Annotated in this window: 15 protein-coding genes; 5 read left to right on the top strand and 10 right to left on the bottom strand. The window is 45.5% G+C overall.

Features of this window, described 5'->3' with window-relative positions:
• The 3 genes from A3729_RS16840 to A3729_RS16830 all read left to right on the top strand — a co-directional run.
• The coding region (locus tag A3729_RS16840; protein ID WP_068634101.1) for a WS/DGAT domain-containing protein at positions 1-907 on the top strand (907 nt) is incomplete at its 5' end.
• Positions 908-972: 65 nt separating this feature from the next.
• On the top strand, positions 973-1,605 hold the full coding sequence (locus A3729_RS16835; RefSeq protein WP_068512094.1) for an FKBP-type peptidyl-prolyl cis-trans isomerase: 633 nt from the start codon (positions 973-975) through the stop codon (positions 1,603-1,605).
• Between the two features lie 114 nt (positions 1,606-1,719).
• The gene (locus A3729_RS16830; RefSeq protein ID WP_068512097.1) at positions 1,720-1,965 is read left to right on the top strand and encodes a DUF6868 family protein; all 246 of its coding nucleotides are present in this window, start codon (positions 1,720-1,722) and stop codon (positions 1,963-1,965) included.
• Positions 1,966-1,997: 32 nt separating this feature from the next.
• Here A3729_RS16830 and A3729_RS16825 read toward each other — a convergent pair whose 3' ends face one another.
• From A3729_RS16825 to A3729_RS16790, 8 genes are all read right to left on the bottom strand, one after another.
• Entirely contained in the window at positions 1,998-2,648 is a 651-nt protein-coding gene (locus tag A3729_RS16825) for a methyltransferase (RefSeq protein ID WP_068508015.1), read from the bottom strand.
• A gap of 335 nt (positions 2,649-2,983) precedes the next feature.
• On the bottom strand, positions 2,984-3,619 hold the full coding sequence (gene slmA, locus A3729_RS16820) for a nucleoid occlusion factor SlmA (protein WP_068512101.1): 636 nt from the start codon (positions 3,617-3,619) through the stop codon (positions 2,984-2,986).
• 62 nt (positions 3,620-3,681) lie between these two features.
• The gene (locus A3729_RS16815; RefSeq protein ID WP_068512104.1) at positions 3,682-4,479 is read right to left on the bottom strand and encodes a thiazole synthase; all 798 of its coding nucleotides are present in this window, start codon (positions 4,477-4,479) and stop codon (positions 3,682-3,684) included.
• 86 nt (positions 4,480-4,565) lie between these two features.
• On the bottom strand, positions 4,566-4,766 hold the full coding sequence (gene thiS, locus A3729_RS16810; RefSeq protein WP_068512106.1) for a sulfur carrier protein ThiS: 201 nt from the start codon (positions 4,764-4,766) through the stop codon (positions 4,566-4,568).
• A 37-nt stretch (positions 4,767-4,803) separates the two neighbouring features.
• Positions 4,804-5,217, bottom strand: a complete 414-nt coding sequence (locus tag A3729_RS16805; RefSeq protein WP_068512109.1) for a DUF423 domain-containing protein — start codon at positions 5,215-5,217, stop codon at positions 4,804-4,806.
• Complete coding sequence (locus A3729_RS16800) at positions 5,207-6,034, bottom strand: symmetrical bis(5'-nucleosyl)-tetraphosphatase (protein WP_068512112.1); 828 nt, start codon at positions 6,032-6,034, stop codon at positions 5,207-5,209. The genes A3729_RS16805 and A3729_RS16800 overlap by 11 nt, the downstream gene beginning before the upstream one ends.
• A 19-nt stretch (positions 6,035-6,053) precedes the next feature.
• Positions 6,054-6,710 carry a 7-cyano-7-deazaguanine synthase QueC gene (queC, locus tag A3729_RS16795; protein ID WP_068512115.1) on the bottom strand — a complete coding sequence of 219 codons (657 nt, stop codon included), beginning with the start codon at positions 6,708-6,710 and terminating at the stop codon, positions 6,054-6,056.
• A 73-nt stretch (positions 6,711-6,783) separates the two neighbouring features.
• The gene (locus A3729_RS16790) at positions 6,784-7,260 is read right to left on the bottom strand and encodes an Lrp/AsnC family transcriptional regulator (RefSeq protein ID WP_068512117.1); all 477 of its coding nucleotides are present in this window, start codon (positions 7,258-7,260) and stop codon (positions 6,784-6,786) included.
• A gap of 168 nt (positions 7,261-7,428) precedes the next feature.
• Between A3729_RS16790 and leuA the strand changes: the two genes are divergently transcribed.
• Together leuA and A3729_RS16780 are read left to right on the top strand one after the other, a co-directional pair.
• Entirely contained in the window at positions 7,429-9,114 is a 1,686-nt protein-coding gene (leuA, locus tag A3729_RS16785) for a 2-isopropylmalate synthase (RefSeq protein ID WP_068513469.1), read from the top strand.
• Positions 9,115-9,237: 123 nt separating this feature from the next.
• On the top strand, positions 9,238-9,852 hold the full coding sequence (locus A3729_RS16780; RefSeq protein ID WP_068513472.1) for a DUF2780 domain-containing protein: 615 nt from the start codon (positions 9,238-9,240) through the stop codon (positions 9,850-9,852).
• Between the two features lie 68 nt (positions 9,853-9,920).
• On the opposite strand, the gene A3729_RS16775 is transcribed toward A3729_RS16780, so the two are convergent.
• Positions 9,921-10,592 (bottom strand): OmpA family protein, encoded by a 672-nt coding sequence (locus A3729_RS16775; protein ID WP_156490355.1) that lies wholly within the window; start codon positions 10,590-10,592, stop codon positions 9,921-9,923.
• 47 nt (positions 10,593-10,639) lie between these two features.
• A complete protein-coding gene (locus A3729_RS16770; RefSeq protein WP_068553254.1) occupies positions 10,640-11,047 on the bottom strand; it encodes a DUF6524 family protein in 408 nt (135 codons plus the stop codon).
• Positions 11,048-11,121: the final 74 nt, after the last annotated feature.

Raw genomic sequence — 11,121 nt, 5'->3', positions numbered from 1 at the left:
CCCTGAAGCTCGTGGTTTACCGCCTTTGTGGGCCTTGCCTCAAGTGAAGAAGATCCGTCCAGAAAATATTAATAATGCCAATATTGCGCAGAGTCTGGCAAATATCGTCGGTGAGGCCGGGAAGCAAATTTCTACGGTGCCGACGCTTATTAAAGAAGTGAGTCATGCTATAGGGCAGGCACGATCTAATCCAGATTATGTCTCTGTGTTTCAGGCGCCGAACAGTATTCTAAATAAGCCAATAACAGGCTCGCGTCGTTTTGCAGCGCAGTCATATCCAATAGAACGCTTTAAAACCTTGGCTAAGAAAATGGACGCCACACTGAATGATGTTGTGTTGGCTGTTTGCGGTAGTGCCTTACGTAATTATTTAATTAGTCAACATTCCTTACCCACTAAACCCTTAGTTGCGATGGTTCCAATGTCTATGCGCCGAGATGATAGTGCGGCGGGAAATCAAATTGCGATGATCCTTGCTAGCCTGGGAACCCATGTTGCTGACCCAGCTAAACGCTTGGAAATGGTAAAAAATTCGGTCAAAGATTCCAAAGAGCGATACTCACAGATGTCGCTTGAAGAAGCGATCAATTATACCGCTTTGACCTTGGCACCCGCTGGTTTGAATATGTTAACGGGTTTGTCGGAAAAACTTCAGGCATTCAACGTTGTTATTTCTAATGTACCAGGGCCAAAGAAAACACAGTATTGGAATGGTGCGCAGCTAGAGGGGATGTATCCCGTTTCAATACCTCTGGATCGTATTGCCTTGAATATTACTTTGGTCAGTTATGTAGATCAGTTAGAATTCGGCTTTACGGCTTGCCGCCGCACCTTGCCGTCTATGCAGCGTTTGCTGGATTATGTACAGAAGGGATTAGAGGAATTGGAAGTGGCAGCTGACATCTAAGATATTACCCTACTGACCATTTCGATTGGCAAGTAACAAACTTAACGACTAGTAGATATAGAGATATGACAAAGAAGACTGAAGATAAACCTCAATCGTTCGAGCAGAAAGTGAGCTATGGATTTGGATGGCAGTTTGGCCGTCAGATGCAAAAGAACCGCTTCGAGGGAATGGATATTGAAGCAACGATTCAGGCTTTGCGAGCATGCTTTAATGGTGAACCTTCGGCTTTGTCCGAAAGCGAACTCAACGAAGCCTATGACACGATTAAAGAAAAGCGCATGCAGTTCGAGAAAGATCGTACCGAGAAGTATCAGGATTTGTGCAAAACTTTCTTAGATGAAAATGCCAAGCGAGAAGGCGTACAAGTTACCGACTCAGGTCTACAGTACGAAATTCTGGAAAGTGCAGAGGGCGATAAGCCTAGTATTGATCAGACTGTACGCGTTCACTATCACGGCTCATTCATTGATGGCCAGGTTTTTGACAGCTCTATTACCCGAAATGAACCCGCTGAGTTTGCATTAGATCAGGTTATCCCCGGTTGGACGGAAGGTTTATCAATGATGCCTGTCGGCTCAAAGTGGCGCTTTGTAGTACCCTCTAAGCTAGCCTATGGTGAAATGGGCTCGCCGCCAGCAATACCGCCTAACGCGGTACTGGTATTCGATGTTCACCTGATGAATATTGTTAAGTAAGACTTGCCGTTTTTGCTACCAGGCACCTCGAAGAGCAATACTGCGTGGTGCCTGATTAAGGCCTAGGAAGCTTCTGCTTTCTCTGTATTTACAAAGTAATAGGAGGGCTGAGGGATGACAATTACGCAACTTACTGAACTATTAGGTTGGGCGGTTTTGATTAATCTTGCTTATCTGTCTCTGGCTAGTATCGCGGTGGTATTTTTCAAAGAGGCCATTACATCGATACACAGCAAGATGTTTGATCTTGAGGAAAAGCAACTGGCCCCTGTTTATCTTAGCTTTCTAAGCCAGTACAAAGTCATGACTTTGGTGTTTTTTGTTGCGCCCTACCTTGCGTTGAAGATTATGTGGCATTAGCTCTGCTTTGACCTGAGTAGCGCAGCCTACGGCTAGCGTGAAAACTTTAGAATATGGCCTTTGAACTGGCCCTCTAAATAGTCGGTATGCTCAGGCTTAAAGTGGCTTGAGCTAAAACCAAAGTCAATCATTCGTTTGCTGAGTTTGTTTTTTTTGCCGCGCCCAGGATCTACCAAAATGACCTCACTTGTTGGCTTGGAGTGTCTTTCAAAGAAATTAGCTAATAAGCTAATGTGTTCGTCTTCATATAATATATCGCTACCAATGATCAGGTCGAAAAGGCCTAAGCTATCATTATCTTTAGCCCAGTCTATACGTTCAAAGGTGATGTCGGCGTCGCTATTAAGTTCGGTATTTCGTTGTAAGAATTTTTCAGTTTCAGGGTGGTAGTCAGTGGCAGTAATATCGGCGTGCTGCTTATTTAGTAATAAACTCGATAAAGCCATGCCGCAACCAACTTCCAGGACCCTTTTATCACCAATAGTGTAGTTAAAGATGAAGTGTGCGAGCACCATACTGGAAGGCCAGATGACACCGAAGATGGGCCATGCTGCAGAGCTGATGCCCAGTTTCTCAGCGATGCCTTCCGGATCATGAAATTGCTGTCTGTCACGGAGTGTACAGAGATGAATATCGGTCTTACCAAACTCAATGGTTTGGTAGCACAAGCGTAAGTCTGTCATTTGGCTGCCTTCGTATTTGCGCTAAATATCTTTATAGATAATTAGCACAGAGTGGCGCTGAGCCAGGTATCGAGGATAAATGACAAAACGGAGTACTACTTAGGGTATAGCACCTGTAAAGAAAGGCAATGTATTTCGCTTATTCTTTGTACTGGGAAAATCGCTGATAATTGGCGCTTGTTAGGATTAACAACTGGCTAACGGCAACTAATTCTAGCTTGGCTAAACCTTGTAGCTTTAACGAGTGGTAGAACTCGGTTGGAAGATAAATGAAATCCTGTGAGGGTTGAAGAGCCTCAATAAGCTACAAGGGAGAGCTTATTGAGGCGGATAGCTTAGTCACTCTGGAATAAACTACTAGCAAGCATGGGCCAATGTGCTGACCAACCTTGCGTAGGGCTACGCTTAAATTCGCTACGCACATATTGGTGGATACGACCTTCGATATTTAAAGTGAGCAAACTCGCTGCACTGCTGCCGGTTAGGCGAGGTCTCTTTTGCTCGCGAATTTCAGCTTCTCGGATTATTTGGCGTAACTGAGTTTCAAGACGATCAAAGAACTGGGCAGAACGCTGTCGAATTTTTGGCTTTTCACCCGCCAATGCACCGCCTACTAATAAAGAACACATACCGGGGTTCTTTTCAGCAAAAGCCAATATAAAGATTACGATCCGCTGAAGTCGCTCAATGCTTCCAGGGACTTCTTGAGTAATCAATTTGATGCGTGTAAATACCGACTCTTCTATAAATTCTAACAGGCCTTCAAACATCTTCCCTTTGCTGGGAAAGTGTCGGTATAGCGCTGCTTCAGTGACGCCGACTTCCTTGGCAAGTTTAGCGGTTGTGATCCTTTCGCCAGGATTCTTCTCAAGCATCTGAGCCAGCACTTCCAGAATTTGCTGGCGACGATTAGGCTTGTTGCTTTTTTCTGTCTTGCTATTAGGGGTATTGCTTGTCGGCTGGTCCGGCATTCTCAGCGTTTCCTATAAATAATCACTAAATAAGTATTAAGGTCTATCTTGAGTCAATATGACTAGACGATCAAGCCCTCTATTGGCGAAGAGGCTGAAGCGTATAACTTACGTGGCATACGGCCAGCAAGATAAGCCGCTCGACCACTTTCTACTGCCAGGCGCATAGCCTGGGCCATTAGGATAGGGTCTTGAGCTGCAGCAATTGCTGTATTCATGAGTACGCCATCACAACCTAGCTCCATCGCGATACTTGCGTCTGAGGCTGTACCAACACCAGCATCAACTAATATTGGCACCTTCGCATTTTCGAGAATTAGCTTGATGTTGTAGGGGTTACGAATGCCAAGGCCAGAGCCAATCGGAGCACCCAAAGGCATGACCGCAACACAGCCCATTTCTTCAAGGCGTTTAGCAACAAGTGGATCGTCAGTGGTATAAACCATGACCTTGAAGCCGTCTTTTATCAGTTCCTCTGCTGCGATCAATGTTTCTGTTACGTCAGGAAATAAAGTCTTTTGATCGCCTAGTACTTCAAGCTTTACCAAGTCATGTCCACCCAATAGTTCGCGTGCGAGCTTACATGTTCGCACTGCATCTTTAGCGGTATAGCAGCCCGCAGTATTGGGCAGGATGGTGTATTTATCAGGTGAAATAACATCAAGTAGGTTGGGCTCGTCCTTGTTCTGGCCGATATTGGTGCGGCGAACGGCAACGGTGACAATTTCAGCACCGCTAGCCTCTATGGCCAAGCGTGTTTCTTCCAGGTCTTTGTATTTTCCCGTGCCAACTAACAAGCGAGATTGGTAGGTTTTACCGGCAACGGTTAAAGGCGTATTAATATTCGTTGTATCTGTCATAGCTGTACTCTAATTGCTGCTTGGGTTGTAGTGCGTGCTAATATATTGAGTGATTTTTCTAATCTTGAAAGAAGGTCTTCAGATGTCTAGCCACCGCCAATTGCGACGACCACTTCTACCTTATCACCTTCTTTTACTTCGTAGGTATCGTGTTCACTACGGGAAATTATTTCTTCGTTTACTTCGATGGCGTAGCGTTTTCCCTCGAGATCCAGGTGCTGTGCCAGTTCACTCAGCTTGAGTGAAGTGCTTAGCTCATAGGGTTCGCCATTCAGGTTTATCATCATTGTCGTTTTCCACCAGGGTATATCTATATAACGCGGTCTAGTTGGCTTTTCTAAAGGCTAGAAAAAGACACAGCCAACCAGCAATAAAACTCAGGCCTCCAAAAGGCGTTATAGCCCCTAAGAGACGGACTGCTTCGCCAGTAAATGCCTCACTGAATGCAAGCCCATAGAGACTACCACAAAACACTATGATGCCAAGCAGGAAGAAGCTATAACTTGCGTTTAAAAGCTTTTGCGAATGTGGCAGAGGGGAAGCTTCCTTGAACAGGCTCAATATCCCGACCACTAGAATCCCGCATGAGTGAAACATCTGATAATGAACACCCGTTTGATACACTTCTAGCATGCGCTCGCTAATCATCGCTTTTAAGCCATGAGCGCCAAAAGCACCCAAGATCACTGCTAGCATGCATAGCAATGCGCCTATCATAAGCTGGGAATTAGGCTTCATAAGCGAACCTTTCTTTAGTATCGATGTTTAAAGCAGTAAGTGAACCACCCCAGACGCAGCCGGTATCGATAGCTTGAAATTGGTCTTTGTTTGCGCCAGTGAGCCCTGTATTACCCGAGAGTGCCGCCCAGTGTCCGAATATTAGCATGGTGTTGTCGGGCCGAGGCAGGCTGAACCAGGGGACATAGTTATCGGGGGCATCGTCGAGGGTTTCTTTGACGGCAAAGTCGAGCGCACCGTTTTGTTTAACAAAGCGCATGCGGGTAAAGTAGTTTGTAATAGCACGCAGGCGCATCATGCCCGTGTGGTGCTCAGACCAGAGTGCGGGCTCATTGCCATACATCAGGTCAAAGAATGCTTCGTAATCTCCGCGACATAACTCATTGGAAACTTCTTGATTGTAACGATAGGCTTGCTCTGTTGACCATATATGAGGAATGCCGGCGTGACTCATTGCAAGCTTCTGCTCTTTATCCCATATCATTAGAGGTTGATGGCGTAACCAGGTCATCAATTCATGGCAGTCATCTGCTGCAAAAATTTCAGCAAAGGTGTCTTTTCTTTTAGGCTGGCGCTTTAAATAGTAGGTAGCCAATAAGTGAAGGTCATGATTACCAAGAATAACCTTGGCAGGATGTCCGCCTTGGTTACCCAGGCTTTTGATCAGGCGCAGACAGTCAAGCGAGTCGGGGCCTCGATTTACAAGGTCTCCTGCGAACCATAGTTCGTCACGGTTCTGGTCAAAAGATATCTGGTCGAGTAGACGGGTGAGTGCTTGATAGCAGCCCTGAACGTCACCGATGGCATAACGAGCCATAAGCTTTCCTTGTTAGTTATTATTCGTAGGGAAGGGGATCGGCAGCGCTATTTTCTGAAAACGCTTCGAGTCGCTCTTGGCAAGCACCGCATTTGCCACAGGCCTTTTCTCTGCCGTTATAGCATGTCCAGGTTTTACCGTAGTTAAGTCCCATTGCCAGCCCTTTGCTCAGTATTTCTGTCTTATTGATATCCTGAAAAGGTGCAATAATATCAACCGCTTCGTAGTTAGCGATTTTAGAAACCGCATCCATCTTTTCGATAAACTCAGGGCGACAATCCGGATAAATAGCATGATCACCACCGTGGGCGCCGTAGTAGACGGCACTGGCTTTTATTGAAACTGCATAAGCGATCGCAAGAGAAAGCATTACCATATTACGGTTGGGGACCACCGTCGATTTCATGCTTTCTTCTTCATAATGCCCTTCAGGGATTTCAATGTCATCCGTGAGTGAGGAGCCGAGTAATAATTGATGGATTGCGGTGATGTCGACAATTTTATGAGGCAGGCCTAAGTCGTCACATACCTTCTGTGCGTAGTGAAGCTCTTTAGAATGCTTTTGACCATAGTTAAAAGACAGGGCGTAAACTTTCTTACCTTGAGCAATCGCTTGATTTAACAGGGTGAATGAATCCATTCCGCCGGAATAGATAACAACGACTTTATCGCTCATAGCTTCCTCATATAGTCCTTACAGTTGAATTGTGTGGCATTTTATCTCTGTGAACTGGAAAAAGACAGCGGGCTTAGGCCAGATGGTTCAAGGGAACAGAAGTTCGATCGATAATCTTTCTTAGTACAAAGCTGGAATGAACACCGGTAACGCCGGGTATGCGTGTTAGTTTGCCTAAGAGGAAAGCTTGATAGGCATCCATGTCACTCACCAATACTTCAATCATATAGTCCGCAGCTTGCCCGGTGATTAGCATGCATGAGAGTACCTCCGGGCAATCGCTCAATGTTTCCTCAAAGGTATCAAAGCGGTCGTTAGTATGTCTATCCATACTGATTTGTACTAGAGCTGTGAGCTTTAGCCCCAACTTTTCTCTATCTAATAAAGTGACGGTTTTAGATATGAGGCCGCTTTCCTCTAGTTGTTTGACTCTTCGTGAGCAGGGAGAGGGTGATAGGCCGACTTTTTCAGCTAATTCAAGATTGCTGATCCTTCCATCTTTCTGTAGAGCGTCAAGTATGCGCCGGTCAGTTCTATCAATCTTGATCATAGGGTTAGATATATATGCTAATAAAGGTTGCTTAAAAGGTTATTTATTGCTTAATTCTGGTTCAAATAAGAAATAAAAGCAATCTATAACTACATATTGACGCATATAATATCCCTATTGTTGAGCAGTACTCATCTCTCTAGAAATGTAAGGTATAGGAGCATCGCGATGTCATTTGACCACCGTAAATATCAGGCTTTTCCTCGTATAGAGTTGCCCTCGCGCCAGTGGCCTAATCAGCATATTGAGCGTGCGCCGATTTGGTCAAGTGTCGATCTTCGGGATGGAAACCAAGCCTTGATAGAACCCATGTCAGTTGAGCAGAAAAAACGCTTGTTCAAGTTGCTGGTCAAGGTAGGGTTTAAGGAAATTGAAGTCGGCTTTCCAGCGGCATCGCAGCCTGATTTTGACTTTGTTCGTTGGGTGATTGAAGAGCAACAGGTCCCGGATGATGTAACTTTGCAGGTTTTGACCCAGGCACGGCCCGAGTTAATCGAGAGGACATTTGAGTCTTTGAAAGGTGCGCGTAGAGCGATTGTTCACGTTTATAACTCCACTTCTACGGTACAGCGGGAGCAGGTTTTCAAGCTTGGAAAGCAAGGTATTATTGATATCGCCGTAGCGGGTGCCCAAAAGGTTCTAGGCGAAGCAGAAAAAGCGCCAGAAACAGAATGGGTTTTCCAGTATTCACCAGAGAGCTTTACCGGGACAGAAGTCGATTTCGCGGTAGAAGTCGTCGATGCGGTAACTGATGTGTGGCAACCAAGTGTAGAAAAGCCCTGTATCATTAATTTGCCTGCCACGGTGGAAGTGTCTACGCCGAATGTTTTTGCTGACCAAATTGAGTGGTTTGGAAGTCACGTTAAACGTCGAGACGCTATTATCTTGAGCGTGCATACCCATAACGATCGAGGTTGTGGTGTGGCTGCAGCAGAACTAGCTGTTATGGCCGGAGCCCAACGAGTTGAGGGTACCTTGATGGGGAATGGCGAGCGAACGGGAAATATGGATGTCATTACCATGGCGATGAATCTGTATAGCCAAGGTATCGACCCTGAATTGAACTTCTCTGATATGGATGAAATTATCCATACAGTTAAGGCGTGTACACAAATAGATGTTCACCCTCGACACCCTTACGCTGGCGACTTGGTGTTTACCGCTTTTTCTGGCAGTCATCAGGATGCGATTAAAAAATGCTTGTCTGTGCGTAAAAAAGAAGATCCATGGCAAGTTGCTTATTTGCCGATAGACCCGACTGATTTGGGGCGTAGTTATCAGGAGGTTATTCGTGTTAACTCGCAATCGGGCAAAGGCGGTATCGCATATAGCCTAGAGCGTGATTATGGCTTGAATTTGCCTCGCTGGTTACAGGTGGAATTTAGCTCAGCAGTACAAAAAGAAGCGGAGCTTAGCGGAGGTGAAGTTGATTCCGATAGAATCTGGGCGCTTTTCAGGGAAACATATATTGAACAGCAGTCTCCAGTGCATCTAGGGCCTTTTGAGATGAAGCGCTCAACGCATGACAGTATCGAGGCCCAGATCTTTACTGCTCAAGGTTCGGTGAATGTATCAGGTCAGGGACATGGTTTGATGGATGCTTATGTTGATGCCATGAATGCGCAATTTTCGTGTGATATGAAGGTATTGGAGTATTCTGAACATGCGCTTGATCATAGGACCGATGCTGAAGCAGTGACCTATGTTCAGGTCAACATCAATGGCCAGCGCTTCTCGGGGGTGGCGATTCATGAGGATATTGTTACGGCATCTTTGAATGCAGTGATGAGTGCTTATAATCAGTTTATAGCCAAGCAAAACGGAGCCAGCAATAGACTTACTGGCACTTTATAGCCGACTAAACTTTTAGCAGGTTAATAATTTGCAAGGTAGCCTGATTGAAGGAGGGTGAAGGGAAAAATTGTGATAGCATCAGCTCATCATAATTTTTACTGAGTAATAACAATAGGGAACGATATGAAGAAAACACTTTTATTTGCAGTAATGCTAAGCTCTGCCAGCACAGCATCCGCGGGCTTTTTTGACTCGATCTTTGGTAAGAAAGAGGCGGCTCCAGTTGCTCAAACTACCATGACAAATGAAGTAGCAAAAGCTGCGAGTGAAGAGGTGCCAGCAGAAGCATCTGAGACGGGTTCTATGGTTGATATGGCGATGGGGTTATTGCCTACTTTGACTCAAGGGTTGGGAGTTTCTAGTGACCAGGCTGAAGGTGGAATGGGTGCTTTGTTAAAGTTGGCGCAGACAACTCTTTCAGGCGATGAGTTTGGTTCTTTGAGTGAAGGCATTCCTGGTATTGAGGGTATGTTGGCGGCTGCGCCGAGTTTGGGTGATAGCTCAGGCGCGGGCTTAGGTGGCATACTGTCTAAAGTAAGTGGCGCATCAGGTTCACTAGGCGCGCTAGGAGAAGTCACAAAACAGTTTGAAGCCTTAGGCTTGAGCCCGGATATGGTGCTGAAGTTCGCACAGATGGCCATTGAATATTTCTCTGGAGACTCTAAGTCATCTGATGAGCAAGGTTCAGGTATCGATATTGGTGGTTTACTACAGAAAGGCTTAGGTGCAATTTTGTAGTTCTATCGCAAATTACGAATAAAAAAGGGTGCTATGAGCGCCCTTTTTTATTGCGATAAGTGACGGCTTTACTTTCCTGCGCTTTCTAAAGGAAGTAGCTTTAATTCTACACGGCGATTAGCCTGACGGCCTTCGGCAGTGTCATTAGAAGCAACTGGGAAGCGTGGCCCTTTACCCGAAGAGTGAATGCGCCCAGAGGCAATGCCACGAGTCTGGAGTGCATACTTAACGCTGTTAGCACGCTGTTCGCTGAGAGTCTGATTAAACGATAGCGCGCCAGTGGAGTCTGTATGCCCGGTGATTTCAATTGCAGTCTTATCAAATTCCTTTAAGACCAGTGATACAGAATGAATGATTTTCTCAAAACTGGCCTGTAAATCCGACTTACCCGTTTCAAAGGTAATGTTGCCAGGCATCACTAAGATTATTTCGTCGCCCACACGCTTAACGCTTACGCCGCTATTTTTTAGCTGGTGCCTTAGTTTTGCTTCTTGCTGGTCCATGTAATAACCCGCACCACCACCAATAGCGCCACCGGCAACGGCACCAATAAGTGCGCCTTTGCCTCGGTCAGACTTACTCGAGGTTGCAACCCCGATCAGTGCTCCCGCGACTGCCCCGGTCACTGCGCCTGTCGTTGCGCTTGATACTTCTTCTTCACCGGTATAAGGGTCATAGGTCATACAAGCACTGGTTAAGGATGCTAGAACAGTAAGGCTTACGATTTTCTTATTCAACATGAGTTTGCTCCATTATTTCCGTATATATAAATAGTGCTAAAAGGTGCTTAGACTTCGTCTACGTCAACTTGTCCGGATAGCCTGCGCCGAATATGAGACCAGCTCATGCCCAAACATAGAATTGCAGATATAAAAATTTCTAATAACCAGACGAAAGCACTGGGTTCACTTATGCTAATTAAGCCAATATCGATTAATGCCCAGATAATAATCGCGACGAGCAGCGCTGCGAGGGTGAGCCCGACGGGCCCTAAAGATTTTAGCGTAGCTCTAACGTAAATAACCCAGCCAATGATTAAGGCGACTGCTGATAAGGCTAACCAGGGTGTTGGTTCTGATATAGAAGAGAGCAACCAGTGGTAATAAGAAAAGGTGCTTGGGTTGTAGCTCAATAATACAAGTAATAAAGCGAAAACGAAGCGAATCGCGATGCCTTTGGATGTAATGCTCTTCATTCAATGGGAACCTGTTAAAGAATATTTATCTTCTTAGTATAATAAGCAATGCACATTATAAATACTTACCAATT

The organism is Oleiphilus sp. HI0043 (assembly GCF_001634935.1).
Note: the sequence above shows the minus strand (reverse complement) of the source record. Positions and strands in the feature narration are given on the sequence as shown.

What these genes read in the sequence shown, in the direction of transcription:
- A3729_RS16835 (WP_068512094.1), top strand. Translation starts at nt 973, where the DNA reads ATGACAAAGAAGACTGAAGATAAACCTCAATCGTTCGAGCAGAAAGTG.
- A3729_RS16830 (WP_068512097.1), top strand. Translation starts at nt 1,720, where the DNA reads ATGACAATTACGCAACTTACTGAACTATTAGGTTGGGCGGTTTTGATT.
- A3729_RS16825 (WP_068508015.1), bottom strand. Translation starts at nt 2,648, where the DNA reads ATGACAGACTTACGCTTGTGCTACCAAACCATTGAGTTTGGTAAGACC.
- slmA (WP_068512101.1), bottom strand. Translation starts at nt 3,619, where the DNA reads ATGCCGGACCAGCCGACAAGCAATACCCCTAATAGCAAGACAGAAAAA.
- A3729_RS16815 (WP_068512104.1), bottom strand. Translation starts at nt 4,479, where the DNA reads ATGACAGATACAACGAATATTAATACGCCTTTAACCGTTGCCGGTAAA.
- thiS (WP_068512106.1), bottom strand. Translation starts at nt 4,766, where the DNA reads ATGATGATAAACCTGAATGGCGAACCCTATGAGCTAAGCACTTCACTC.
- A3729_RS16805 (WP_068512109.1), bottom strand. Translation starts at nt 5,217, where the DNA reads ATGAAGCCTAATTCCCAGCTTATGATAGGCGCATTGCTATGCATGCTA.
- A3729_RS16800 (WP_068512112.1), bottom strand. Translation starts at nt 6,034, where the DNA reads ATGGCTCGTTATGCCATCGGTGACGTTCAGGGCTGCTATCAAGCACTC.
- queC (WP_068512115.1), bottom strand. Translation starts at nt 6,710, where the DNA reads ATGAGCGATAAAGTCGTTGTTATCTATTCCGGCGGAATGGATTCATTC.
- A3729_RS16790 (WP_068512117.1), bottom strand. Translation starts at nt 7,260, where the DNA reads ATGATCAAGATTGATAGAACTGACCGGCGCATACTTGACGCTCTACAG.
- leuA (WP_068513469.1), top strand. Translation starts at nt 7,429, where the DNA reads ATGTCATTTGACCACCGTAAATATCAGGCTTTTCCTCGTATAGAGTTG.
- A3729_RS16780 (WP_068513472.1), top strand. Translation starts at nt 9,238, where the DNA reads ATGAAGAAAACACTTTTATTTGCAGTAATGCTAAGCTCTGCCAGCACA.
- A3729_RS16775 (WP_156490355.1), bottom strand. Translation starts at nt 10,592, where the DNA reads ATGTTGAATAAGAAAATCGTAAGCCTTACTGTTCTAGCATCCTTAACC.
- A3729_RS16770 (WP_068553254.1), bottom strand. Translation starts at nt 11,047, where the DNA reads ATGAAGAGCATTACATCCAAAGGCATCGCGATTCGCTTCGTTTTCGCT.